At 30.8% G+C, this 25,240-nt stretch carries 27 protein-coding genes; all 27 read left to right on the top strand.

Going from position 1 to position 25,240, the window contains the following annotated elements:
* Nucleotides 1-82 precede the first annotated feature (82 nt).
* The 27 genes from DZ60_RS0118630 to DZ60_RS0118500 all read left to right on the top strand — a co-directional run bounded on the left by DZ60_RS0118630 (nt 83) and on the right by DZ60_RS0118500 (nt 24,942).
* Nucleotides 83-850 carry a YwqG family protein gene (locus DZ60_RS0118630; RefSeq protein ID WP_025743534.1) on the top strand — a complete coding sequence of 256 codons (768 nt, stop codon included), beginning with the start codon at nt 83-85 and terminating at the stop codon, nt 848-850.
* 192 nt (nt 851-1,042) lie between these two features.
* The gene (locus DZ60_RS0118625) at nt 1,043-1,732 is read left to right on the top strand and encodes a hypothetical protein (protein ID WP_025743533.1); all 690 of its coding nucleotides are present in this window, start codon (nt 1,043-1,045) and stop codon (nt 1,730-1,732) included.
* Nucleotides 1,733-1,951: 219 nt separating this feature from the next.
* The gene (locus tag DZ60_RS0118620) at nt 1,952-2,629 is read left to right on the top strand and encodes a hypothetical protein (RefSeq protein ID WP_025743532.1); all 678 of its coding nucleotides are present in this window, start codon (nt 1,952-1,954) and stop codon (nt 2,627-2,629) included.
* 133 nt (nt 2,630-2,762) lie between these two features.
* The gene (locus DZ60_RS0118615; RefSeq protein ID WP_025743531.1) at nt 2,763-3,176 is read left to right on the top strand and encodes a hypothetical protein; all 414 of its coding nucleotides are present in this window, start codon (nt 2,763-2,765) and stop codon (nt 3,174-3,176) included.
* A 194-nt stretch (nt 3,177-3,370) separates the two neighbouring features.
* Nucleotides 3,371-4,036 (top strand): DUF4386 family protein, encoded by a 666-nt coding sequence (locus tag DZ60_RS0118610; RefSeq protein WP_025743530.1) that lies wholly within the window; start codon nt 3,371-3,373, stop codon nt 4,034-4,036.
* A gap of 400 nt (nt 4,037-4,436) precedes the next feature.
* Entirely contained in the window at nt 4,437-5,399 is a 963-nt protein-coding gene (locus DZ60_RS0118605; protein ID WP_025743529.1) for a hypothetical protein, read from the top strand.
* Between the two features lie 109 nt (nt 5,400-5,508).
* Entirely contained in the window at nt 5,509-6,936 is a 1,428-nt protein-coding gene (locus DZ60_RS0118600; protein WP_081740533.1) for a S41 family peptidase, read from the top strand.
* Nucleotides 6,937-7,017: 81 nt separating this feature from the next.
* Nucleotides 7,018-7,527, top strand: a complete 510-nt coding sequence (locus tag DZ60_RS0118595) for a GNAT family N-acetyltransferase (protein WP_025743527.1) — start codon at nt 7,018-7,020, stop codon at nt 7,525-7,527.
* A 136-nt stretch (nt 7,528-7,663) separates the two neighbouring features.
* Nucleotides 7,664-8,269: a hypothetical protein gene (locus DZ60_RS0118590; RefSeq protein ID WP_025743526.1), complete on the top strand. Its 606-nt coding sequence runs from the start codon at nt 7,664-7,666 to the stop codon at nt 8,267-8,269.
* A gap of 534 nt (nt 8,270-8,803) precedes the next feature.
* Entirely contained in the window at nt 8,804-9,727 is a 924-nt protein-coding gene (locus DZ60_RS0118585) for a YHYH protein (protein ID WP_025743525.1), read from the top strand.
* A gap of 86 nt (nt 9,728-9,813) precedes the next feature.
* Complete coding sequence (locus tag DZ60_RS0118580) at nt 9,814-10,452, top strand: toxin-antitoxin system YwqK family antitoxin (protein ID WP_025743524.1); 639 nt, start codon at nt 9,814-9,816, stop codon at nt 10,450-10,452.
* A gap of 414 nt (nt 10,453-10,866) precedes the next feature.
* A complete protein-coding gene (locus tag DZ60_RS0118575) occupies nt 10,867-11,391 on the top strand; it encodes a GNAT family N-acetyltransferase (RefSeq protein ID WP_025743523.1) in 525 nt (174 codons plus the stop codon).
* A 401-nt stretch (nt 11,392-11,792) separates the two neighbouring features.
* Nucleotides 11,793-12,113: a hypothetical protein gene (locus tag DZ60_RS0118570; RefSeq protein WP_025743522.1), complete on the top strand. Its 321-nt coding sequence runs from the start codon at nt 11,793-11,795 to the stop codon at nt 12,111-12,113.
* A gap of 312 nt (nt 12,114-12,425) precedes the next feature.
* Nucleotides 12,426-13,523, top strand: coding sequence for an adenylate/guanylate cyclase domain-containing protein (locus DZ60_RS0118565; RefSeq protein WP_025743521.1), 1,098 nt, complete (start codon nt 12,426-12,428; stop codon nt 13,521-13,523).
* 277 nt (nt 13,524-13,800) lie between these two features.
* Nucleotides 13,801-15,015 carry a C10 family peptidase gene (locus DZ60_RS0118560; protein WP_025743520.1) on the top strand — a complete coding sequence of 405 codons (1,215 nt, stop codon included), beginning with the start codon at nt 13,801-13,803 and terminating at the stop codon, nt 15,013-15,015.
* 11 nt (nt 15,016-15,026) lie between these two features.
* The gene (locus tag DZ60_RS0118555; protein WP_152537470.1) at nt 15,027-15,524 is read left to right on the top strand and encodes a hypothetical protein; all 498 of its coding nucleotides are present in this window, start codon (nt 15,027-15,029) and stop codon (nt 15,522-15,524) included.
* 168 nt (nt 15,525-15,692) lie between these two features.
* Nucleotides 15,693-16,364 carry a DUF4386 domain-containing protein gene (locus DZ60_RS0118550; RefSeq protein ID WP_025743518.1) on the top strand — a complete coding sequence of 224 codons (672 nt, stop codon included), beginning with the start codon at nt 15,693-15,695 and terminating at the stop codon, nt 16,362-16,364.
* Between the two features lie 217 nt (nt 16,365-16,581).
* Nucleotides 16,582-16,911, top strand: a complete 330-nt coding sequence (locus DZ60_RS0118545; protein ID WP_025743517.1) for an ArsR/SmtB family transcription factor — start codon at nt 16,582-16,584, stop codon at nt 16,909-16,911.
* Entirely contained in the window at nt 16,904-17,350 is a 447-nt protein-coding gene (locus DZ60_RS0118540; RefSeq protein WP_025743516.1) for an SRPBCC family protein, read from the top strand. Before DZ60_RS0118545 ends, DZ60_RS0118540 begins: the two co-directional genes overlap by 8 nt.
* 22 nt (nt 17,351-17,372) lie before the next feature.
* Complete coding sequence (locus DZ60_RS0118535) at nt 17,373-17,603, top strand: hypothetical protein (protein ID WP_025743515.1); 231 nt, start codon at nt 17,373-17,375, stop codon at nt 17,601-17,603.
* A gap of 139 nt (nt 17,604-17,742) precedes the next feature.
* On the top strand, nt 17,743-18,267 hold the full coding sequence (locus DZ60_RS0118530) for a hypothetical protein (RefSeq protein ID WP_025743514.1): 525 nt from the start codon (nt 17,743-17,745) through the stop codon (nt 18,265-18,267).
* 199 nt (nt 18,268-18,466) lie between these two features.
* Nucleotides 18,467-18,922: a hypothetical protein gene (locus tag DZ60_RS0118525; RefSeq protein WP_025743513.1), complete on the top strand. Its 456-nt coding sequence runs from the start codon at nt 18,467-18,469 to the stop codon at nt 18,920-18,922.
* 140 nt (nt 18,923-19,062) lie between these two features.
* Nucleotides 19,063-20,205 (top strand): FAD-dependent monooxygenase, encoded by a 1,143-nt coding sequence (locus tag DZ60_RS0118520; RefSeq protein ID WP_025743512.1) that lies wholly within the window; start codon nt 19,063-19,065, stop codon nt 20,203-20,205.
* A gap of 90 nt (nt 20,206-20,295) precedes the next feature.
* On the top strand, nt 20,296-20,772 hold the full coding sequence (locus DZ60_RS0118515; protein ID WP_025743511.1) for a DinB family protein: 477 nt from the start codon (nt 20,296-20,298) through the stop codon (nt 20,770-20,772).
* 353 nt (nt 20,773-21,125) lie between these two features.
* Complete coding sequence (locus DZ60_RS0118510; protein ID WP_025743510.1) at nt 21,126-22,970, top strand: glycoside hydrolase family 2 protein; 1,845 nt, start codon at nt 21,126-21,128, stop codon at nt 22,968-22,970.
* A gap of 191 nt (nt 22,971-23,161) precedes the next feature.
* The gene (locus tag DZ60_RS0118505) at nt 23,162-24,442 is read left to right on the top strand and encodes an RNA polymerase sigma factor (protein ID WP_025743509.1); all 1,281 of its coding nucleotides are present in this window, start codon (nt 23,162-23,164) and stop codon (nt 24,440-24,442) included.
* Nucleotides 24,443-24,591: 149 nt separating this feature from the next.
* On the top strand, nt 24,592-24,942 hold the full coding sequence (locus tag DZ60_RS0118500; protein ID WP_025743508.1) for a YciI family protein: 351 nt from the start codon (nt 24,592-24,594) through the stop codon (nt 24,940-24,942).
* Nucleotides 24,943-25,240 lie beyond the last annotated feature (298 nt).

Here is a 25,240-nt window from a genome sequence, read left to right as displayed (position 1 = left end):
CGGAAAATGTCGATGGTTTGGTAACATTTTGCTCCGCTAAGACACATATATTAAACTATGTGTACAATAAAAATATAAATTAATGATTCCCGACTTTTTAAAGAAATTTGAATCTGATCTAAAAAAATACGAACGTGAATTTGTTCGAATAAAAGCCAAACCAAGAAAAGAAAAACTCGTAGAAGATAATTTGGATCTGAAAGACAGCAAATTTCTTGGAAAACCATTCTTTCCAATTTACAAAGAGTACCCAAAGGATGAAAATGGAAAACCAATGATAATGATTGCTCAACTAAACTTTGAGCAAATACCTGAATTAGATTTTTTTCCAAAAAATGGAATTCTTCAACTTTTTTTATCGAGTTCAAACTCGTATCAAGATGATTTTGCTATTGTTTATCATTCGGCAGAGGAATTAAGCAAAGAACCTTTGAATGACTTTTCATTTATTACAGAAAAGGATTATGAGGAAATGCCTGTCTTTAAACTTCATCAACTATCATTTGAAAAAGGAATTGAAAAAGGTGGTTCAGAGGACTCTCAATTTGACTATCTTTTTGATGAAAATGATTACTGGGGTTTTACTGAATACTTGACTGATGAACAAGAGAAGATATTTGGAGAGTATTTTAATGCAGTGGGACATAAAATTGGTGGATATGCCGAATTTACCCAATCTGACCCCAGAGACAACAATACTGATCAAAAAGATGATATACAGGTTTTACAAATAGATGTCGATGACCATATAATGTTCGGAGATAGTGGACTTGGACATATTTTCATAAGTAGAGAAAACTTAATTAAAAAAGACTTTTCAAAAGCATATTTTTATTGGGATTGTTGTTGAAAAACAGTACACAATAACATATATATGATGATAGCAAAGTGACGAACCAAGAGGTTCTTGTGTTTTTGGTAAAGTAAGAGATTTTCTAGAAAGAAAAGTTAGCAACCAATATACAGAAAATGTCGATGGTTTGGTAACATTTTGCTCCGCTAAGACACATATTAATAATGTTAGTAAACATGAAGGCTCATAATGAAATACATAAAACCATTCTTAATTCTCATTTTACTAGTTAGCTGTTCTGATGAAAAGCAAATTTCTGAATTTGAGAATGTTTTAGGAAAAGAAAATAGTCAAACCCTTACTTATCTAGTTTCTGACTTTGAAAATGATTTCTTAAAGAAGAATTACCCTAACTTAAATACCGAACAAGCGTATCGTAATTTTTTGACTAAACTTGAAAACAATGTAGCAGTTAACTGGAAAAAACAATCGGAGCAAAGTAGAAAAATATTTGATAACAGTAAGTTGAAATTAGAGATTTATAGCATACCAGATTCGATATGGATAGAAAGGAGTCCTAAAAAAAGGACGTTGAGTAATACCGGACCGACGATAATAATAAAACGAAAATCATTAAAATCAGACGGAACTTTTGAATTTAGTACATCAGAAACTTCTTTTAGATATCCTGACTCCGTAAATGAGGATTCAATTATTAATTCACAAAAAAGATATGTTGCTATAAATTACTTTGGGAAATATCGAAATGCCCTAAATTCAGTTTCAAAACATCATAAATTTATTGAAAAGTACTTATATATGACCGAACTAGCTGGTATATTAGACCCAAGACTAGTTGCAGCCGAAATGTTGAATATGAATGTTGATTTTTCTGATTATTTCATTAAAAGATTAATAGTAACGGAAATTGCTTACTAAAAATAACGTTAGTCAGAATTATATATGAAATCATAACAAAGTTTAGTGCTAAATAGAAAGATTTGTATGTATTAACAATGATCGCCAAATTTTACTTTGGCTTTAAAACTGAAAATTAAAACGAAACATAAAAATTTAACTTTGTGTTACTTCGAAAAGTTAGGGCCTTTTTGCACATTACATTCCAAACACAAGTCTCTCATGGCTAATTAAAATAAAATGATAAAAAACCTAATTACATATCTATTAATAACACTTCTCGGAGTTGTTTCTTGTAAGAAAAAAGAAGTTCTTTCAGAAAATGGCGATTCTAAAAAAGTTATTAATCAAGAGATAACAGATTCATCTAAAATTAGAGAAACTAAAAATCAAATAATAGATACTGTTCAGAAAATTAGCAAGACTCCTAAAAATTTAAAGTCACATTTAAAAAGCAAAGTAGAAAGGTTATCTAAGCTAGAAAATAATTACGTGCTTAAAGAAATTGGACTAATCAAAATTGAAAAAACCAGATTAATTGGTGGGTTAGAAAGGTTGGTGCAATCTGAATTTGAGAAACCAAAAGAAATTGAAAATATTAATGTTGATAAAATAAAAAACCTGATATATGAAAGTAGATTTTCTTTTCTGAAAGCTACCAAAAGTATGAGTCCAGAAGGAAATACTTATCCAAGGGCAAAAGTTGAAGAATATATTTTTAATAACATAGATGAAGCGGTTGAAATATTTGAGTTTTTAAAAAAACTACAAAAAAATGACAGATATTGGATAATGATAGCCAAAGAACCACATTCTATGTTTTTAGAAGAAAATAGATTATACTTTATAAGTAGTGGCGGATGGTATATGATGAATATGTATAAAGAAATAGAAAATGAAATAAAAAAAAGACCATAATAACTATTTGTAGAGTGTATATGCTCTCTTCGGGAAGCAAACTTACATATACAAATCCGTTCCCATAATCTAAGAATTACTTTTTCTAAAATTGAAATTTGTATAAGATAATTTGGCTATAAAAAAACGAACTATGCAAAAACATTTTGAACTTTCTGACGCTGATTTTGAACAAAAAATCATTTTATGCGAATTAAATTCATCTGACTTTACTCACGAAGCACACTTGAGATTCGCTTGGATAAACATTGACAAATACGGAATTAAACAAGCGGAAAAAAACATTCAAAATCAGTTGCAGAAATTTGTCGAATCTGTAGGAGCAAAAGACAAATACAATATTACTTTAACTTTGGCGGCTATAAAAGCGGTATATCATTTTATGCTCAAATCGAATTCTGATAGTTTTAAAGATTTTATAATAGAATTTCCACGTCTGAAATATAATTTCAAAGAGTTAATGGATTGTCATTATGGATTTGATATTTATAACTCTGAAAAAGCTAAAACAGATTTTTTAGAACCAGATTTGGTTCCTTTTGACTAAAAAGGGATAAAAACTACGTGTAAACATAAGCTATACTAAACGACAGAAGCTTTTACTTATACTGGCGATAAATTTGCCAAATTTCTTCGCTACACTAATTATAGCCCAAACATTAGCAAACCTAATACAAAACCTAATAAAAACCCAGTAACGAAACCAATTTTGAATCGTCATCAATGAAAAGGTTTAAAATTATGGAATTCAAAAAAATACAAAAAATAGGTGGAGTTTGTGCAATTCTTGAAGCTTTCATTTATATCTCTGCTTTTATTGTGTATGGAAGTGTTTTATCCTACCCAAATGCAGACGTAAGTATACAAGAGGAATTAAATTTTCTAGCTGATAACTATATCATTTTATCTATAGTAAACCTTGTTTGTTATGTGGTATTCGGAATACTATTAGCTGTATTAGTATTAGCATTACATCAAAGATTAAAAAACTACTCATCTAGTTTTTCAAAATTAGCATTTGTTTTTGGAATTATTTGGGTGGGACTTGTTATCGCAAGCGGAATGATAGCAAATATAGGTCTCAAATCTGTAATAGAAACAGGAATTAAACATCCAGAAAATGCCATGCAAATTTGGTCAACTATTAGCGTAATTTCAGAAGGACTTGGTGGTGGAAATGAAATTGTAGGAGGAATTTGGGTTTTATTACTAAGTGGTATAGCTATCAAAGGAAACTTATTTTCAAAACCTCTTGTTTTTCTTGGTATTATAGTAGGAATAGCAGGAGTGTTAACTGTCTATCCATTAGATCTTTTTACTGAGATTTTCGGAATTAGTCAAATAATTTGGTTTTTATGGATTGGGATATTTATGATCCGTAAACCAGTAGCATTAGTAGAGAATTAATTGATTCTTGAGTTTTCTAGGAATTTCTCACCTTATTTTATTGTTGAATACTTCATAACTAAATTTACCTAACTATTATACAAGAGTAAAATTTGGGAAGCAATATGTAGAATAAAGAAAGTTGACATGTGAAAATTGCGTAACAGATTCAGAATTTAATATAGACGATGTATAGCAGAAATCTTCACGAATAGTTCAAATTGAAGCTGCATTAGCTTTTATATTTAGGACACTCTTCGTTTTTCTAAATAAATTTAGTTTTTAATGTAGGTCAAAATCATTATGTTATCTATATTGTTAGAGGTTTCTCATTAATTCTTGAAGAGGTATATACTATTGTTGTAAAGAAACAAGGCCAATCAAGAGTTAAGCTGCTCTAATAGATAATAATTAAAACTCAATGTATAGAAATACAATCTTGATCTTATTAGTATTCTTTTTTTTAGAATCATTCGCACAAAATAAAATCGAAGTATTTTGGAAAGAATTTGAAACAAATGAAACAGAGATAAGTAAACTTAAAACTGAAGAACAATTAGTTAGACTTAATAAAATGGTCAAAAAGATTTCTCCAGGTCTTTTAATCGAATTTTTTAATAACCAAGTAGAACAAGATAACTTGGTAATTTCGGCCGATGGGAACAAAACATTATTTTCATTAGTACATCAAATTGTTGATTCAAGTATAGACAGTGAGTTTTTTAACTTTATTGCTTTACGTCAAGAAACTCCCGGATATCATGGTTTTAAGATTGAAGGAAAAGAGTTGCTCATAGAAGAAATGACTTTTATTCCTCAAGAAATGGATTATGGTTTATTTGTAATTTTTGTTTTTTCTAATAAATCTAATACTATTGATAGGGGGTTTTTAGAAAATTACGGGATGAATACCATTGATTACTTAATAGGCGAAAAAAAATTCTCTGAGGATATTGATGACTTCGAGTTTATCTTTACCAAAGACTTAGACGTTATCAATATGAAAAATGAGAAATCATTTCCTTTGTCTGAACTAAGTAGTTACCTTACTAAACGAAAAGAACCTAAAATAAAAAGTGATCTCGAATTATTAATCACATCAGGAAAATGGAATATTGATTATATGGAGTTAGGTGATAAAAAAAGAAGTACAGATGGAAACAAGGATTGGATGATATTTTATGAAAATGGGAAATGTGAAATTCTTACTAATGGTAAAAAATCAAATGAGAAATGGTTTTTGCAAGAGGATATATTGAATATTTCAATATTTCGAAGCCCAAAAAATTTCAAAATTAAACAAACCAATGATCAAAAAATTACTTTGTATACTCTAATGAATGGTTCCCCTCTTATTATCAGTCTAAAAAAAGACAAAGAATAGAATAGCAGTCAATACTCAAAAAGGGCGAAAACTGTGCTAACATTTTGCCTTTCTGAGACACATATTTATCAATAATTAAAATTCTTTTTTTAATATAAGCCCAGTCAACATGAATAAGCTAATTTTATTACTATTGATATTTGTTTTGGTCATTTCTTGCCAAACGAATAAAATGAAAATTGTCGAAAAAGAGAAAATCAATTTAAATGGTAATTGGGAATATTTAGGATACGGAAAAGCAAAGACTTTTGGAGATAGTATTGTAAAAAGCTATCATATTTCAACGGCAGGAAATGTTCGGACTTCTGATAATTCATCCGAAGATTTTTTTAATTATTACACGGTCGATACATTGTCAAATGATACGATACTATTGAAAGACGGAGTAAAAACCTTTAAGCTTGTTAGGAGTAACAACAATTTTGATGAAAAAGTAAATGAGAAATTGGCAAATGATCCAAGATATAATTTTGAAATTTTATGGAATACATTCAACGAGCAATATGTTTATTTTGAAGAAAGAAATATAGATTGGAAAAGTATTTATAAACAATATGAACCTCAGATACATGCGCATACCAAACCAATAGAATTATTTTTGATTTTTGAGAAGATGATAGGCGAAATAGATGATGGTCATATTTCTATCAATTTACCCGATGAATTAGAAGAGGATTACGAAAATCAAACAGCATCAAATACTACTGAGGATGAAGAAGATGTTCCGGGTGGTTTAGAGAAAAAAGTCAAAAACTTGATACTAGAAAAACATGTAGAAAGTGTAAAAAGTTATAATCAAGGAGAACTAAAATGGGGCATGATAAATGACGACATTTCATATATTCAAACATCAAATATGATTAGTTGGGCAAATTACCCTATAGCCGATAGTTTGTCTAAAAAACAATTTTGGAAAGAATGGTGGGGATATTTGAACAAAGCAGACAATCATCACGAAGATGTTGCAAACGGCACACGTTTTATAATGGACTCAATTATAAAAACGATAGAACATTCTAAAGCCTGTATTATTGATTTAAGATTTAATGGAGGAGGGTTTGATGATGTTTCTATCGAAATATTAAATCACTTTGTGCAAGTAAAAACAGATATATGCACTAAAAAAGTAAGATTTGCAGAAGGGTTTACAGAAAAAGAGATGATGAGTTTAACACCATCAAAGAATACCTATAGAGGAAAACTATATATTCTTACTAGTCATGAAACAGCAAGTGCTGCCGAATTATTAGTTTTGGGTAGTAAAGAAATTCCTAATTCTAAAAGTATCGGTTCAACTACAGAAGGTGTGTTTTCTGATATTTTGCATAAAAAACTTCCAAATGGTTGGACCTATGGATTATCAAATATGGTTTACCAATCATTAGGAGGTATTAGTTATGAGGAAATAGGAATTAATGCTGATTATGAACTTAAGTATCCTAGTAAATCAAAAGAATTTTATGAATATCTTATTACAGATCTAGAAGATGGAGATGATGCGATTAAAAAAGTGGTTGAGCTAGTAAAATCTGAATAAAAAGGATTACCAATAAGCTGAAAACAGAACAGCTATTTGATATACTGGGAGGTTGTCTACAAGCTAAATAAGTAAATTTGAATGTACATACATCTAGAAACAGAAAGGTTAACAATTAGACCAATACACTTGAAGGATGCCGAATTTATAATTGACTTGGTTAATTCTAAGGGCTGGATCGAATTTATTGGTGATAGAAATATTTCTGATAAGAATGATGCCAAAAAGTACATTCAAAAAATACTTGATACTCATGGTTTTTATTACAGTGTTTTCGAATTAAAAAAATCTAGGAAGAGGATAGGGATAGTAACATTTCTTAAACGCGAAGATGAGAAATTCCCTGACATTGGGTTTGCTCTATTACCAGAATTCGAGAAAAACGGATATGCATTTGAGGCAAGCAACTCCTACCTTGATAAGGTAAAAAGTTTAAACGAATATGATAATATAATTGCGATTACAATTCCCGAAAATCAAAAATCAATTAGTTTATTACAGAAACTGGGGCTTAAACATATAGGAGATTACCAAAAAGGTAAAGAAACACTATCTTACTATGGTTTGAAAAATAGAGAACCTGATAGCTAATAACTATTATTTAAAAGACGTAGAAGACTTTTATGTCATCAGACAGTTAATTTTTTAGCTCAATTGACCAACTCAAGTGTTACTTTTATTACTTTAATATAATCTGGATTTAGTGAATAAATAACGAATCAAAAAAATGTTTAAAAAGCTACTTAAAATAGTATTCGTATTGATAGTTATTATTGCAATAGCGGGTATATACCTTTATTTTAGATTACATAATAATATAGAGAATGTATTAGAAGCAAAAGATGATTGGCGTAGTGAAGTTCTTGAGTTTCCACTAATTTTTGCAGGAGATTTAGAATATGAAGGTGAAGAGCACATTCTATTTGCACCAGGTTGGGGTAAAAAAGATAGTGAGGATTATTTCTCATATGTTTTTTTATGGATGATTAAAGAAGATCCTAATGTAAACTCCTCTGAATTAGAGAGAGTAATGAATATATATTTTGATGGACTTATGAATACTGGCGCAATAACTAACTTGAATTTCTTTAAAAAAATTCCTGCTACTACCTCCTCTTTGCAGCAGAAAGATAAAAACACCTTCGAAGGTTCGATTGCGCTTTATGACGAATTTTTTAAAAAAGAATTAATTGTTCTGAATGCTAAAATTAAAAGTGATTATTGCCCAATGAATAACAAATATTTAGTTTGGTTTTATTTGTCACCTCAAGAAAAAGAACATCAAATTTGGAGTCAACTTATGACAGCCAATATGACTATCAAATGTCATTAAATTAAAACTGTTTATCGTGATGCGTTCAAAGCATTCTTAAAGATTTTTCCAGATCATCATAGATTTGGTACTAACACTTAAGTCCGTTTTCCTTTTTTTTTTTGAAAAATACATTAATTGAGAATTCATTAGGGTATTTATTCTTAAGGCTACGAATGATGGTAAGTACTGTATTGACAGATAACATTCTTTTGGTAGTAACTTTTGGCAGTATACATCACGGGATGAGATAAAAAGTTTGAAGGTGTACCTATGGTGATTCACTGAATATGGTCCGGCACTCGGTGAAAAGTTGTGATTAAAACGCGAATAAGTGTCTTAACAAATCATTTCTTTATTAATTTTACGTTTATATTAAACTACGCAACTTATATTTTTATAGACAATCAAAAGAAATTTTGATATGACATTAAGACTTGATTTGTAGGAATAGCATTTTATTTAGGATATCAGTATTTACTGTAAAATTAAAAACCTCCAGATGATTTCTGCACATAGAAAAACAATAAAATAGTAACTAATAATTTTTTTTAAATGAAGTGTTCTAATTTTATAATTTCAATTTTTGTAGGAGCTTTTTTATTAATTATATCATGCTCTGATGATGAAGATTCCTGTACCGAAACTACATGGTATCAAGATAGCGATGGTGATGGTTTGGGTAACCCTGAGGAAAGTTTATCTGCCTGCGAACAACCTGAAGGTTATGTAGCAGATAATACAGATACAGATGAAGGAGAAGAGGACACCGATACAGATGGTGATACAGGAGGTACGCCTTCTACTGGGAGTACACCTTTGTCTGCCTTTGACGAATTTAATACAGATTCTGTGACGATTTCTTTTGATGGGGATGAGATAACAATAGAGTCTAACGGACTTCCGAATCATACATCTCCATATTGGGCTACCACAGAACCCCTATACATTGATCGAATAGTGGGAGATCATTCTACTCCGGGTACTATTCGAAGTGGTAGCTATATCCTAACAGTTTCTAATGATCCAAAAATAGCAGCCACAAGTTCTGCAACAGGATTAGGTGCTATAGGTATTTCTGTAACCGGAGTACCTATTTATAATGACCAAGAAAGAGCAAATGAACCACTAGACCTAGAAACAACAACAGGATTTGATTATGCAGGAGGGCATAACGGTCCGGGAGGATATCACTATCATGTTGAGTCAAGCGATGTAGAGGCAAACACGACACTTTCACATGACGATGGAGAATTAATAGGTATCCTAGCTGATGGTTTTTTACTTTATGGAAGAAGAGAGGATACGACAGGAAATTATCCAAGTGACTTAGATGTTTCAGGAGGACATGTTGGATCAACACAGCATAGTGATGAAGAGGAGTTCTATCATTACCATATCATTAATGAATTTTATGTAGGATCTAATATAGTATTATTCGGAGCCGATTTGCAAGGTACTCCAAATACTATTTTGTAATTACTATATTTATTTTACATTAAGAGAAAATATTTATTATCTAAAATTATTTGTAGCTGTTTTGTTTCCCTAAATACTTAAAAAAAATGAATAAAAGATTCTTAATACTATTCATACTGGGAGTATGTATTCTAAGTTGTACTAAAAAGACAGCCCCCAAAACTGTATCTTCAGCAAATACGGTTGCGGTTAATGTTTTATCAGATATACCAGATAAGACAGTTAATAAATCAGAACTTTATTATAACAGAAAAAAGTCAATCTGGACACTAGATGATCAGTTGTACTCTGGTTATGCTGTGACTTTCTATGAAGATAGTACATCTGTAAAAGAGAAGTTTGGCATCCTAAACGGGAAAAAGCAAAATCAAGCTATTGAGTGGTATTCTGATGGCCATTATAAACGCATTACAGATTATAATAAAGGAAAACCCCATGGAGATAAGAAAACCTGGTCTCCTGATTCATTACATGTTTTGGTCTCCCATTTCAAATATGTTTCGGGAAAAGTACATGGAGAACAAAAAAAATGGTACCCAACAGGAGAGTTATTTAAAAAAATGAATTTTAATATGGGAAAAGAAGAAGGGATGCAACAAGCATTTAGAAAGAATGGGGACTTGTATGCTAATTATGAAGCCCGAAAAGGTAGAATTTTTGGTTTAAAGAAAGCCAGTCTCTGTTATAGCTTAAATGGTGAAAATGTTCAATATCGGAAGAAATAGCGTGCTTCTAGATAATCGTATTAGCTTTATTCATAAGAATGCATACTAAAGAATGACCACTTTGATAAATAAATCAAACGAAAACCCTTGATTCATAAACGGTGTTTTAAAATCAATCTGATTATTTTTTTAAAATTATTAGCTTCCCAATACTGGATGATTATTAAAAACGGGCACCTTTAACCCACCAGATATACTAAAGTTGTTCTAGCAAGTATTTAGTATGGTGATCCTGATTTCCACGATATTTTATATTTAAATTTTCCTTTTAAATTATTGAATAATAATATGAAAGAACTTTCTTGTATAGAAAATTCTGGCACAAATTAATGGTTGCTAAATAATGACCTATCTTTAACGTAGTCTATGTAATTATCTGTCTTAATAAGAATTATCAAACATACATAAAACTAAATGCAGAACCCTGAATTAAATTTTATAAGATTAAATATAGAAGATCTTAATGAGTTGATTAAGATAAGCATAACTACCTATAAAAATTCCTTTTCAAAAGTAAATACCTACGAAAATATGCAATCCTATTTGGACTCTTCTTTTGATAGGGATAAACTTTGTAAGGAATTAAATGATACTAATTCAGAATTTTATTTCTCAAAATTTAACGAAGAGACTACTGGGTACTTTAAAATTAATTTTGGGACCTCTCAAACAGATCTGAGAGAAACCACAGGAATGGAACTTGAGCGAATTTACATAGTAGAGAAATTTCAAGGAAAAAAAAATGGTCAAGCCATAATGAATTATATCCTTGAGATAGCAAGAAATAGAAATATAAAATATGTATGGCTCGGAGTCTGGGAAAAAAATACAGAAGCCATTCGTTTTTATAAAAAAAATGGATTTAGAATTGTAGGAAATCATCCTTTTAAAATGGGGAATGAAATTCAGAAAGATTATATAATGAAACGAACTATCTAGATCCAAAAACTAACAATAGATATAAAATCCTTATTAAGCGATTTTTAGTTGAATGACCTATTTGTATAGTTGTGATATCTGCATCAAATAGTAGTTTATAACCTTCAGTAAATAAAGACGACAAACATTACGTGTTGAATAATATTTAATTTGCAAATGCTCAAAATGAGGTCGATTTGAGATTGCGTTTTAGGATATTAGAAGGGTGCAGAGACAAAAAAGCATAGTATTTCGGTAAAGATTGATAATTGCTTGGTAACAATTTGTTTGTTAGAGACACTTACTATTATACCAGAGTTACAATTTAGAAATTATAAACATTGAAGTATTAACAAATTGAACAAGGAAGTAACTAAAAAAAATCATAAATAGTCTTTGGAAACATTAAAAAAAACAGAAGCATGTTAGGATTACTACTACTATATTGGATAGGGAAATATTTTTATAAATTGGCAGAAGAATATAATAAAAGTAAATGGGGTTTTGCAATTTTAGGAATTGTAGTGTATTATGGAGGAATTATATTCTTCAGCCTAATAATAGGAATAATTTTTGAAATAACCTCTCCAGGGTTTCTAGATACTTTTAATGAAACCTTGCTTAGTATAATAATGATTCCTTTTGGTATGTTAAGTAGTTACCTCTTATATCAATATTTAGAGAAAATCTGGAAAAAAAATAGATCCGATTTACATGAATCAATAGACAAAATTGGTGAATAAAATAACTCCGTCTTATGATTAGTTTTCTTTGTAGCTATTCTATTATGGATCGAGCGAGGAGAATAGTGTACCATTTAGTTTTTTCGTTATTCAAACCATAGTTGTAGGACATAGTTAACTTGAAAAATGCAAAAAAAATATCTAAACCAAGAATATTGATAACTATAGTCTTACTGATTCATCAATATATCATCGGTTTCATGTTAAAAAAAATGCAAAATTCAACAAAAGGATCTTATATATCTCAATAATTTTATGCCAAATTTATTGTGTTATATTTATAACTTAATTGATATAGCAAAAGATAAATACATGCTCTCTCCAAAACAAAAAAGAAATATAGGCAGAATACTTCCTTTCGGAATCATTTGGCTCTTATTTGGATTGATATTTTTGGCAGTAGAATACGCGGCCACAAAGAATTTTGGATACACAGCCGAGGGCGTTATTAAAGTAGATTATAAAGTATTTATTTTTGCGGTTTGGGCAATCACTATTGTAGGACTTTTGATTGGAGTCATCGAGCTATTATTTTTACACCGTTTTTTTTCTAAAAGCAGTTTTTCACAAAAAATTATAGGAAAGCTTATAATCTACGCAGCATTTTTATTTTTGATTGTTTGTATTGCGTATCCAATAGCAGCCAGTATAGAGCTAGAAACAAGTGTATTTGATAAGGTAGTGTGGGATAAATTTTTGTACTATCTCAACAGTATTACATTTTTGAGTACGGCATTTCAAATGTCAGTATCTTTGGGGGTTACACTTTTGTACGCAGAGATTAGTGAAAATATTGGTCACGGAATTCTAATAAATTTCGTGAGTGGAAAGTATCATAGACCCAAAGAAGAAAACAGGATTTTTATGTTTTTGGATATGAAGTCATCTACTGCAATTGCCGAAAAACTTGGACATATCAAATATTTCGAATTTCTAAAAGAGTATTATTATAGTTTATCTGATGCTATGATAGAATATTCTGGAGAAATTTATCAATATGTCGGTGACGAAATGGTTGTTTCATGGAAACAAAAAAAAGGAATCAAAAATACGAACTGTTTACACTGTTTTTTCGCTATGAAAGAGGCATTGAAAAGAAAAGAAGATGAGTTCATAAAAAACTTCGGAATCTGTCCAACCTTTAAAGCAGGTTTTCACTACGGTGCAGTAACAACTGGCGAAATCGGAAGTGTTAAGAAAGAAATCATATTTACAGGTGATGTTTTGAACGCCACAGCAAGAATTCAAGGGCTCTGTAATCAATATCAAGTTGATATTTTAATTTCAGGAGATTTGTATAAAATCCTGAAACTAGGACCGGATTTTAAAGTAAAACCGTTAGGTAAAACAGAACTGCGAGGAAAATCTACATTAATCGAATTATATACGACAAACCTTAGTGAGTCCTAAAATTTGGATTCACTTACTTTATTTAGATTGGCAAATAAGATAAAGTGTTATTCTTATACTAATATTTTGAAAGGGTTAGTTTGATGAAATGACTCCCGTATTTTAGTCAGTAAATCAACAACTTTTAATAATATTTGAAAGCATTTATAAAGGTATTTGTTCTTGAAAGAATTGTTATTTTTTTAGTATCCAGCATCTAGTCTATAGAATACTACTTCATGCTTATAAAATAGAAGAGGTACAAGAAAATAAATAACATTCAAACAAATCACATTTAATGAAAAATTACATTGTAATTGGGCTATTTGCTTTTACTTTTTTTGCATCTTGCGAAAAAGAAGAGTTTCAGGAAAAAGAAATTAATACAGAATTAGAGAATACTGTAGAAGTAACAAGTCAGCTTAATGAAAAAGAAGCTAAGACAATATTGTCTACTATTTTACACAAGGAAAAAGGGAAGAGTAACTCTTATAAAAGTAGAAACCCTAAAAGTGTTATTCCTCTATCTGGACAAGATACAAAGACAAAATTCTACCTAGCTAATTATGATGAGGGTGGTTTTGTACTTTTATCTTCTGATAAGAGAGTTAATCCTATTTTAGCTTTTTCTGATGAGGGCAATTTTCCTACTGATCTTGACAATTATCCTTCAGGTCTGGTAAGTTGGCTGAAATCAGGTGATGAGTACATAACAGGTATACAAAATGGAGAAATTACACCAAAAGAAGGGGTCGAAGAGTTATGGAATGAGGAAGTCTTAAATACCGCTATCATAGATCAAGAGCGTGCTCAAAAGACAGATACAGAAGTTGTAGAAATAATTAGTATTTTTGATAGTCCTATACTTTTAAGTACCAACTGGTCTCAACAAGGAGGGTTTAATGATGGGATTTCAAGTATAGGTTGTTCCTCTTCAGACGGAAGACCCCCAAGTGGTTGTGTAGCAATAGCAATGGCACAGATAATGAAATATCATGAACATCCTTCTAATTATAATTGGAGTAACATGCCCAATACATTTGCCACCTCTAGTACAGCAGCACTGATTAAGGATATTGGTGACGCTGTTAATATGGATTATGGTTGTGATGGTTCAGGGTCTAACACAAAAGATGATGGCCTTCCTGCTATGAAAAATACGTTTGGATATAGTTCGGCAAAATATGGATCTTATAGTTTTTATACAGCAAAAGCCAATTTGGATCAAGGATTACCACTAATACTTAGTGGAGCAGATTATGATGATTGGTTCTTTTTTAGGGTTAGAAAAGATGGACATGCGTGGATTACCGATGGGTATAGGATATATACACTTCGTCTTAAACGTACCATCGCAAGGGGAAGAACAATATACATTACTGTCGAAAATAATTTTTTACATATGAATTGGGGATGGGGACGTTCGGATCTAAATGGTTATTTTAACCATTGGTCGGTCGAAGGTAATGATTTTAGTTATGAGCCAGAGATGATGTATGATATTAAACCATAAAATACTACGCTATGAATAAAAGCATGTTAGTTTTACTAATGACTTTAATAAGCTTTCAATCTTGTAAGGACCGCGACAGTATTAAAGATTGTTGTGTGCTAATTGATAATGAGGTATTAGATATGTCCGTAATTTCTAGCACAGGAGTTGATCTACTAGATCCGAGTTCTAACGTGTATACAGAAAATTCAATTGCTATATTTGAACTCATAAATAGTGAAGAAAATGAAATTTTTATCGCAAATAGTGATGCTCCGAAAGGCTTTAGTATTATTGAAGAGACTGACTTGGTTAGAATGAGAATATTTGTAGGCGCACTTGAGGATAGTGATTTAGAAAGGGAATTATTGATTGAGTGGGAAGAGAATACAGTTAAAGATACACTCAATGTGTTTTTTGAAAATGGGGGGAATTACAAATATATTTCAAAAGTAGTATTCAATTCTCAAGAAGTGTTTAGTAAAGATGAAAATGATGATATACCCTATTTCCAGATTCAAAAAAACTAACCTCTCTCCAAAAGCTTTTTTACAGTATCACTACCATATACTTTTTTAGACTACGGTGAATACTGTTGTTCTGGCAAATATAGTACCTTAGGTTTCAAAATAGTCTTTTGTGAAGTAACAATTCTAGCCTTCAATCGTCATTCGATTGAAGGCTAGAAAATTACTACAATGAATCGAAAACAAACAAGTGTAAGAATAGCAGGATTACTTTTTTTAATTCAAATAATAACCTATATAATAGGAAATCAGGTTTTTGTAAGTCCTGTTTTATATACACCTAACTTTTTTGAGGCAATCTATCAAACCGCAGATAAATTATTAATAGGCGCAATTCTCGAAATTGTCTGTGGTATAGCAGTTGTAGCAATTTCGGTGTTATTATACCCAACCCTAAGGAGGTATAGCGAGAGAATTGCAATCTGGTATGTAGGGTTTAGAATCAGCGAGTTTACCATTATTATTTTTAGTAAAATCAAGATGCTATCGTTGATTCCGCTAAGCAAGGAGTATATGAATACAGAAGGTGTCCCAAATGAATATCTTACCATTTTAGGAACATCAATTCTCAGCGAACACACTATAGCCGTATGTATGGTTATGATTATCTTTTGTATCGGTGCAACTATGTTCTATTATTTGTTATATCGATCAAAACTTATCCCTAGAGGTATATCTATCTGGGGTCTGGTAGGAGTATTATTGGTGTTAATTGCCAATATTGCTCAACTTTCTGGGATCGGTTTAGGAATGTTAATTTTCGTGCCCATGGGGCTAAACGAGTTGTTTTTAGGATTTTGGTTATTACTGAAAGGGTTTCATATAAATACAAAAAAAAGGTAACAGATCAACAGATCAAAGGGCATATAGAAACACAAAGTGGTACTAAATTCTTGGCTAAAAATAGAAGTCTATAAAATGTGCGAGGACGAATAAAATTGCTTGATAAATATTCTTTATTGATATAGCGAATTTCACAATTAGCAACACATTTTTTTGTAATAAATTTGCGTAACCAAATGATTACACATATATTTGTAACTGAATGGTTACATAATTTATGAGAAGAGATGTTTTTCAGGCGATTGCCGATCCAATAAGACGAGATATTATTAAGCTTGTATCCGAAAAAAAATTGACAGTTAATGATATAGCTGACGAATTCGAGATAAGCAGGCCTGCCATATCAAAGCATCTTAAGATATTAAAGGAATGTGGAATTATAGGTATTCATCAAAAAGGAAGAGAACGGTTCTGTACAATTCAACCTGAGAATTTACTTCCTGCCTTCCTATGGATTGAACAGTATAAAAATTTATGGGAGGATAAAATAGATTCTTTCGAAAACTATCTAATGCAATTACAATCAAAAAAAAACGAGAATGGATAAATCAAACAGAACAATCACCATTAAAAGAACATTTAATGCTCCTATAGAATTGGTTTGGGAAGCATGGACAAAAGCCGAACATATTGTCAAATGGTGGAATCCCAAAGGAAGTGACACAAAAATAATCGAACATTCCTTTACGGTAGGCGGAAAATGGAAATATGCAATGCCAATGCCTAATGGTCAAGAGTTTATAGCAGAAGGTCAATATACTGAAATCGTTGAACTAGAAAAAATAGTGTCAATGGCTAATTTTAGACCAATGACAGAGGGAGTAGAAATAGAATCAATATTCATAAAAAAAGGAAATCAGACTGATTTTATCTTTAATGTCATTCATCCTACAGAAGAATATAAAATTCAGCAAGAAAAAATGGGTATTCTCAACGGTTGGGGTTCTGTTTTTAATCGATTAGAAGAGTTTTTAAAAGAAATTTAAACCACTTAAAAGAAATGATAGTATGAAAACAATGACATGCAAACAACTGGGAGGAGCTTGCGAAAAAGAGTTTACCGCAAACACGTTTGAAGAAATTGCAGAAATGAGTAAAAAACATGGTATGGAGATGTTTCAAAAACAAGATGCAATCCATTTAGAAGCCATGAATAAAATGCAGGAATTAATGAAATCTCCCGATGCTATGAAAAATTGGTTCGAAAGTAAAAGAAAAGAATTTGAAGATCTTGATTAAGTTCCTGTAAATAGATTGTAAGACTATTTTTAAAGTAATAATGATAAAAATACTATCTTGATGTCCTTATTTACTAATAGAATAAGAAGCGCATACATCTATTTTTCTAATGAGTTCTTCTTACCAACATGTTTAAGAAATGAGTAAAATATCACCCATCTTAATTATTAAGGGATCTCTTCTTTTTATCATTTATGGATTTCTTGCAATTAATTTTGTTTTTCGAACTCCCCAAACGGTTCCGAAATTTGAAGAATTAGAAGTTTTTGAAGTTGATAAAGGGGATATTAGTTGTGTAGAAAGTGCTAAAAAAAATCCCAATTATACTAAAATAATCGGTGTGCTTGATTCTAAAGAGATCAAGACATATGATCTGGGTACAAAAAAGTGCTTAAGCGTTTTAGGAATAAACTCTAAGTATATTAGTAATAAGAACCAATCCGAAAAATATAAAATCTATGTAGAGCATGATGAAGTTCGCATTTTTGGTGAGGGATGGCTTCTATATCAAATAGAGGCAAATGGAGAAATCTTACTTTCTTATGAAGAAACATCAATAGCATATCTTAAATCAAGAAAGAAGTTTTTTTACATTTCTCTGATTGTTTTAGTTTTATTAATGTTTCCTGTTTTTAGAATGATCTATAAAAAAGTAAAGAAATAAGTAAGTCAATCGTTACACTCTTTTTAGTATTGAAAATTACATAGGATGTATTTCTAGGAGTGTACTTCTAGGAGTTTATTAAAAATAAACGCTTGAGTAATGAGGAATTGTTTTAAAAACATCAAAACCGCTAGTAACTTAAAAAATAACAGATAAAATGAAGGTCACTTTTACACAAATTTTGCTCGTATGTATTATAATGTTTTCTTTTCGGAGTGCTGCACAAGATAAGGTTACACCAGATGATTTGAGAGTCCTTTTGGGAGAATGGTCAGGTACGTTAACATATATAGATTATAGTAGTAATAAACCCTTCTCAATGCCTGCAGATTTAATTGTTGATCAAGGAAAAGATGAATATCAACTACAATTAACCAATAAATACCCGAATGAATCAAGCGCAAATAGTAAGGAGAAGATTACTATTGCTAAAAACGGTATGCAAATAAATAAAGTTGATATAAAATCAAGAGAGGAACTACCAGAAGGACAAGTAAAAATTATTGTAGAATACAAAGGAAAGGATAATGATAAGAATGCCTTAATCAAGAAGGTATATATTATTGGAAAAACTCAATTAGTAATCCGAAAAGAAGTCAAGTTTGATAATTCAATAACTTGGCTTACACGAAGCGAATACAAGTATAGCCGATAAAAATAATCATGACTTTAACTTGGCCAAAATAATGTACATGTCTAATGCGATCAAAGCAAATGTTCATTTTTAAGGAGGGTATATCTCAAAGGTTTTGAGATACGTATAATGCAAAACACTTTAGTTTATAAAATATACAAATGAAGCATGCAATAGTTGGTGCAGGAATCGGCGGACTCATCACCGCTTTAGCTTTTGAAAAAAATAATATAGCCTATCAATTGTTTGAAAAAGCTCCAAAATTAAATGAAGTCGGAGCGGGAATCTGGTTGGCACCTAATGCTTTACAGGTTTTAGAATACTTAGGTCTATTTGAGGAAGTAAAAAGAAAAGGAAATACCATTGATCAAATAACATTGGGTAAATCAGACCTGTCACCATTGTATGATACACGTCAAAACTATGTTAAAGATACTTTAGAATATGCTACTATTGCCATACATAGAGCAGAACTGCAGAAGCTACTACTAGAAAAAATACCCCCAGAAAAGATTCATATGGGTAAAGAATTTAACTCATTTGAAAGACTAGATACCGGAAAAGTAAAAATAAAATTTGCGGATAACACAGCAACAGAAGCAGATTTCTTGATTGGAGCTGATGGTATTCATTCTAAGGTTCGAAAACAACTTTTTCCAGAAAGTAGTATTCGATATTCTGGTCAAACCTGTTGGCGAGGAGTAGCAGCTATCGAATTAGATAAGGAATACAAAAATAGAGGAATAGAACTTTGGGGAGATCAAATTAGATTCGGAATTTCTAAAATAGCCAAAAATAAAGTCTATTGGTTTGCAGTAGTGTTGGATGCGCCTCACCTTAAAGATAATAAGGACCGTATTCATCAAAAATTATTAAGATTGTATGCTGACTTTCACCCAATAGTAGGTGAGTTAATTTCTTCTACACCAGTGGATAAAATTTTGAGAAACGACATAATTGATTTAAAACCTCTTGATAATTGGTACAATGGTTCTATTTGTTTGATAGGAGATGCTGGGCATGCGACTACACCAAATATGGGACAAGGAGGTGCACAGGCAATAGAAGATGCTTATTACTTAAGTGATTTGATAAAGAAACAACCCAATACCAATGTTTTTAATTTGTTTCAGGAAAAGAGAAAAGAAAAGGTAAGTACTATTGTCCAGCAGTCCTGGACTACAGGGAAAATGGCACATTGGAAATATGGTCAGGGACTCAGGAATTTTTTATTAAAAAATATGCCCAAGAAAGTATTAGAAAAAAAGATGATGAAACTTTATCAAATTGATAAGCCAATGTAGCATTTGTGTATAACGAAGTAAAAAAAATACTGTTTTTCTAACCAAATTATCGAAATAGAAAATAAGTAAGAAGATAAAATTACAGAACAGATGAACCAAGTAGAATTCATTGCTAATAGATTACAAGAAGTATTACTAGATGGGCATTGGATAGCAAATACAAACTACAAAGAACAAATAGAAAGTATAACTTATGTACAAGCAACTCAAAAAGTAGGAGAGCTTAACACTATTGCTGCTCTTACCTTTCATATTAACTATTATTTAGACGGGCTTATTAATGTATTCGTTAACGGTACACTCGAAATTAGGGATAAATATAGTTATGATGTGCCACCGATTCATTCAGAGAGAATATGGCGAGATCTTGTTAACCAGTTTATGGCAAATGCAAAGGAGTTTGTTTCACAAGTAAAAAAAATGGAAGAGTCTATGCTGTATGCGCCTTTTGTTGATGAAAAATATGGAACCTATCAGCGCAATCTCGAAGGTGTAATCGAACATTGTTATTATCATCTAGGACAAATTTCATTGATTAAGAAAATGATTCACAAGGACAAGAAATAATACATGTCTTATAGGATAATGAGGTGTCATATATTGTAGTCTCGGACTTTAAATGATGCTTAATAAATTTTGAGTACCGAAATTGTTTATTAGTAGGAACATGCGTATTTTGTTACCTTAATATTCAAGGTTAATGAATTTTTTTATAGTTCTTTAAGCTGATTTTATACGAACTATAATTTATTAGAGCCTTAAATTAAATACATAAAGAAAAAAAGATGGCGAATCACATCCTCTTTTAAAAGTTTTAATAGTTGATATTAGTTCAAGATTCATCTTCTATTTAGCTTATTTATTAATCAAAAACCTTGTTCCTATTAAACTCTAATTTTAGGAGCCAATAAAACCAATTAATGAAAAAACATATCACACTAATTTTAATTCTATGTATTGGAATTAACACATTACCTTATGCCCAAGAAAACTTATTAATTAATACATATAATCGAGAAACAAAATCACTAAATGGATATTGGCACTATATAGTGGATCCCTACGAAAATGGGTTTTATAATTACAGATATGAACCTTTTGAGAATCAAAAAGTACCCGGTAAAGGGGCGTTTTTTACAAACTCAAAACCAGAAAATAAAGCCGATCTCGTCGAATACGATTTTGATAAAAGTGATAGTATAAGGGTGCCAGGAGATTGGAATACCCAAAAAGAGAAACTCTTTTATTACGAAGGTACAATTTGGTATAAAAAGTCATTCGATTATCAAGTCTCTAAAAAAGAAAACCGTGTGTTTGTCTATTTTGAAGCATCAAATTATCAAACAGATGTGTATTTTAATGGTAAAAAATTAGGAGTGCATAGAGGCGGGTTTACTCCTTTTAATTTTGAGATTACAGATCTTCTAAAAGAGAAAGACAATTTCTTAGTAATCAAAGTTGATAATAAAAGAAAAAAAGAAGGAGTACCAACACTTAATACTGATTGGTGGAACTATGGCGGAATAACCAGAGATGTAAAATTAGTCGAGACACCTTCTAATTATATTCAGGATTATTTTATTCACCTTGACCCTAATGACAATACAAAGATTTTGGGGCAAGTTACTATAAACGCAATACCAAAGACTACTCAAAAAGTAGAAGTTATAATTCCTGAATTAAATATTAATAAATCACTCGAAACAAATAAAGAAGGAGTTGGCTCTTTTGAAATTGTATCAGACAAAATACAATATTGGTCTGTTAAAAACCCAAATCTGTATAAGGTAACGATCAAAAGTAATGATGAAGAAATAATAGATCAAATTGGGTTTAGAACTATTAAAACTAATGGATCCAAAATAGAACTGAATGGAGAAAATATATTTCTTAGAGGAATTTCTATTCATGAAGAAAGCCTATTGCATGGAGGAAGAGGATCTACCAAAGAAGATGCAGAACAGTTATTACTTTTGGCAAAAGAATTAGGGTGTAATTATGTGCGACTAGCACATTATCCACATAATGAACATATGGTGAGATTAGCAGACAAGATGGGGATGTTAGTATGGGAAGAAAATCCTGTATATTGGACTATTATGTGGGAAAATCAAGAAACATATGCAAACGCTCAGAATCAGTTATCCGAAGTAATTAATAGGGATAAAAATAGAGCAAGTGTTATTATATGGTCAATGGCTAATGAGACCCCAACTAGTGATGCACGAAATGTGTTTTTAACGAAACTAGCAAAGTATACACGAGAAAAAGATCCTACACGACTCATTAGTGCCGCATTAGAACAAAGTGATTATAAAGAAAACAAATTTGTTCGAACAATTAATGACCCTTTTGCAGATCAGGTAGATATTCTAAGTTTTAACCAATATATCGGTTGGTATGATGGATTACCCGAAAAATGTGAAACCATAAGTTGGAAAATTGAACAGGATAAACCCATATTAATTTCGGAATTTGGAGCTGGCGCAAAGAAAGGACTATATGGTAGTAAGGAAGAGCGTTGGACAGAAGAGTTTCAGGAACATTTATATACAGAAACCTTAAAGATGATTGATCAAATTGATCAGTTACAGGGATTTTCACCATGGGTTTTAGTCGATTTTCGTTCTCCTAGGAGAGTATTGCCAGAAATACAGGATGGATGGAACCGGAAAGGATTAGTATCAGAAAAAGGAAAAAAGAAGAAAGCATTTTTTGTCTTAAAGAGTTTTTATGAGAATAAAGAAAAAGCCGTTAAGAACTAATTCTAACGAGTAATTTTCTCATTTTGTATCAAGATACTCTGAACAGATCTCACAAGTTCTAATTACCTGTGGGATCTTTACTTTTAGTTCTTAATAAAAAGTGTAATGTTACAGATACACATTGTGTTAGAATTCGAGTTAAAAAAGGAATTCAATTATATTTGTTATAAATAGCCGTTATCCCTCTCTGATTGAATAATTCATCCGAAATACATGACCTGGTAGCACATTTTTTTAGACATGAATCAGGAAAAATGGTAGCTGTACTTACGGGTTTTTTTGGTGCTGATAAACTTTTTTTAGCAGAGGATATTGTGCAAGATACTCTTATGACTGCAATGAGTAATTGGACCTACAACGGTATTCCAGAAAAACCAGTAGCCTGGTTATATACAGTTGCAAAAAATAAGGCATTAAATACCATAAAAAGAGAGGGCTATAAGCGAACTTATATAGCAGATGCACTTAGAGAGGCCAAAGAAAAAGATATTTCTCAGGATATCACCGAAGACTTTTTTACTGAAAGTAGAATTATAGACGATCAATTGCGAATGATGTTTATGTGTTGTCATATATCAATTTCTAAAGATTCTCAAATTGCCCTTATTCTTAAGACTTTGTGCGGTTTTAATAGTAATGAGATCGCAAAATGTTTCCTAACCAATACAGAGAATATTAATAAGCGGTTAGTAAGAGCCAGAAAAAAAATAAGAGAAGCTAATATTCCTTTCGAAGTGCCTGCGCTAGATCAATTAGATAGTAAAGTAGATACCGTATTAGAGGCTATTTATTTACTTTTTAATGAAGGATACAGCGCTTCTACCGGTGTTGAGATAATTCGTGAAGACCTTTGTAAAGAAGCAATAAGGCTAACAAAAATACTTATTGATCATAGTTATATTAATGATAAATCGAGAGTATATGCTTTGGTAGCACTAATGCAACTAAATATATCGAGGTTTAATGCCCGAAAAGATAAGAAAGGCAATATCATTACTCTTGATAAGCAAGATAGGTCACTTTGGGATTTTCATATTATGGAGCAAGGGTTTTCTAATCTAAAACGATCAACAAAAGGAAAATATATTTCAAAGTATCATATTCTCGCGACTATTTCTGCATATCATTGTTCTGCAAAAGATTTTAATTCAACAGATTGGGACAGTATACTCATTCTTTATGATAAGTTAATAACAATAGATAGTTCACCAATTGTCCTACTCAATAGAGCTATTGTTATTTCTGAAACAGGCAATATCAAAAAGGCTCTTAGAGAATTAGAAATAATTAAGAATGAAAAGGTATTAGTGTCTAATCATTTATTTTATGCTGCTAAAGCAGAGTTTTATCAACAATTAAAAGAATATTCAAAAGCAAAAAATACTTTAAAAAAGGCAATAGAACTTGCACCGCTTTCTGTAGAAAAAAAAATGCTGGAAAATAGATTGAATATCCTTCAAACATTAAAATAAAATAAAAGAGTATTAGGATAAAATGTACTTCAATGTTGTATTGAGGGTCATAATTATTTTAAAAAAATAAAACAAAGAATGTCCTAATATGACGAACTCGATTGTTAGTAAGGTAAATTCATTAGTATAAAATTTAAAAATAGAAACTTATGACTGATTATTTATTGATTATCAAGACAGACGGATGTGTATGGACTGACTTATCTACAGAGGAACTACAAAAACATATGGAACACGGTGGGGCTTATATCGGAAATTTAATAAAAGAAGGAAAACTAAAGAATGCCAATCCCGTAGAAAAATCTGGAAGCAGGATTATCACAGAAAATAATGGCACATTAAAAGATGGTCCTTTTAATGAAAGTAAGGAAGTCGTTGCGGGTTTTTTTCATATCACTGCAGAAAATATAGAGGAAGCGGTTAGTTTGGCTAAGAAAAACCCAATTTTCAATGATATCTCTACCAAGATAGAGGTGCATCCTTTAATGCCAATTGGGTAGGGGTAAGAAAAACTTAATTAATTATCTTTTGATCCCATTTCTCATAGTCAACAACAAGAACTATTTTGTTAAACTATTTCATGTGAGAAATGGGGTTTCCTATAATTCAAAATTAATAATACTATTTTATGTTTGAATTCGTGGTTGGGATGGTATATTTTTGATGTATTCGCAATATAATCTATAATCTTCATCTACTATTCTTGATTAATTTATTAAATTAGAGTTTTATAAAACAAGAACAATACCTATTCTTGTTTTTTCAATCATACCCCTTTTTTGTAAATAGTTGTAACGA

Source organism: Aquimarina pacifica (assembly GCF_000520955.1).
GTDB lineage: Bacteria > Bacteroidota > Bacteroidia > Flavobacteriales > Flavobacteriaceae > Aquimarina > Aquimarina pacifica.
Note: the sequence above shows the minus strand (reverse complement) of the source record. Positions and strands in the feature narration are given on the sequence as shown.

Bases quoted from the DNA above. Each gene is read 5' to 3' on its own strand.
- DZ60_RS0118630 (WP_025743534.1), top strand. From the start codon at position 83: ATGATTCCCGACTTTTTAAAGAAATTTGAATCTGATCTAAAAAAATAC.
- DZ60_RS0118625 (WP_025743533.1), top strand. From the start codon at position 1,043: ATGAAATACATAAAACCATTCTTAATTCTCATTTTACTAGTTAGCTGT.
- DZ60_RS0118620 (WP_025743532.1), top strand. From the start codon at position 1,952: ATGATAAAAAACCTAATTACATATCTATTAATAACACTTCTCGGAGTT.
- DZ60_RS0118615 (WP_025743531.1), top strand. From the start codon at position 2,763: ATGCAAAAACATTTTGAACTTTCTGACGCTGATTTTGAACAAAAAATC.
- DZ60_RS0118610 (WP_025743530.1), top strand. From the start codon at position 3,371: ATGGAATTCAAAAAAATACAAAAAATAGGTGGAGTTTGTGCAATTCTT.
- DZ60_RS0118605 (WP_025743529.1), top strand. From the start codon at position 4,437: ATGTATAGAAATACAATCTTGATCTTATTAGTATTCTTTTTTTTAGAA.
- DZ60_RS0118600 (WP_081740533.1), top strand. From the start codon at position 5,509: ATGAATAAGCTAATTTTATTACTATTGATATTTGTTTTGGTCATTTCT.
- DZ60_RS0118595 (WP_025743527.1), top strand. From the start codon at position 7,018: ATGTACATACATCTAGAAACAGAAAGGTTAACAATTAGACCAATACAC.
- DZ60_RS0118590 (WP_025743526.1), top strand. From the start codon at position 7,664: ATGTTTAAAAAGCTACTTAAAATAGTATTCGTATTGATAGTTATTATT.
- DZ60_RS0118585 (WP_025743525.1), top strand. From the start codon at position 8,804: ATGAAGTGTTCTAATTTTATAATTTCAATTTTTGTAGGAGCTTTTTTA.
- DZ60_RS0118580 (WP_025743524.1), top strand. From the start codon at position 9,814: ATGAATAAAAGATTCTTAATACTATTCATACTGGGAGTATGTATTCTA.
- DZ60_RS0118575 (WP_025743523.1), top strand. From the start codon at position 10,867: ATGCAGAACCCTGAATTAAATTTTATAAGATTAAATATAGAAGATCTT.
- DZ60_RS0118570 (WP_025743522.1), top strand. From the start codon at position 11,793: ATGTTAGGATTACTACTACTATATTGGATAGGGAAATATTTTTATAAA.
- DZ60_RS0118565 (WP_025743521.1), top strand. From the start codon at position 12,426: ATGCTCTCTCCAAAACAAAAAAGAAATATAGGCAGAATACTTCCTTTC.
- DZ60_RS0118560 (WP_025743520.1), top strand. From the start codon at position 13,801: ATGAAAAATTACATTGTAATTGGGCTATTTGCTTTTACTTTTTTTGCA.
- DZ60_RS0118555 (WP_152537470.1), top strand. From the start codon at position 15,027: ATGAATAAAAGCATGTTAGTTTTACTAATGACTTTAATAAGCTTTCAA.
- DZ60_RS0118550 (WP_025743518.1), top strand. From the start codon at position 15,693: ATGAATCGAAAACAAACAAGTGTAAGAATAGCAGGATTACTTTTTTTA.
- DZ60_RS0118545 (WP_025743517.1), top strand. From the start codon at position 16,582: ATGAGAAGAGATGTTTTTCAGGCGATTGCCGATCCAATAAGACGAGAT.
- DZ60_RS0118540 (WP_025743516.1), top strand. From the start codon at position 16,904: ATGGATAAATCAAACAGAACAATCACCATTAAAAGAACATTTAATGCT.
- DZ60_RS0118535 (WP_025743515.1), top strand. From the start codon at position 17,373: ATGAAAACAATGACATGCAAACAACTGGGAGGAGCTTGCGAAAAAGAG.
- DZ60_RS0118530 (WP_025743514.1), top strand. From the start codon at position 17,743: ATGAGTAAAATATCACCCATCTTAATTATTAAGGGATCTCTTCTTTTT.
- DZ60_RS0118525 (WP_025743513.1), top strand. From the start codon at position 18,467: ATGTTTTCTTTTCGGAGTGCTGCACAAGATAAGGTTACACCAGATGAT.
- DZ60_RS0118520 (WP_025743512.1), top strand. From the start codon at position 19,063: ATGAAGCATGCAATAGTTGGTGCAGGAATCGGCGGACTCATCACCGCT.
- DZ60_RS0118515 (WP_025743511.1), top strand. From the start codon at position 20,296: ATGAACCAAGTAGAATTCATTGCTAATAGATTACAAGAAGTATTACTA.
- DZ60_RS0118510 (WP_025743510.1), top strand. From the start codon at position 21,126: ATGAAAAAACATATCACACTAATTTTAATTCTATGTATTGGAATTAAC.
- DZ60_RS0118500 (WP_025743508.1), top strand. From the start codon at position 24,592: ATGACTGATTATTTATTGATTATCAAGACAGACGGATGTGTATGGACT.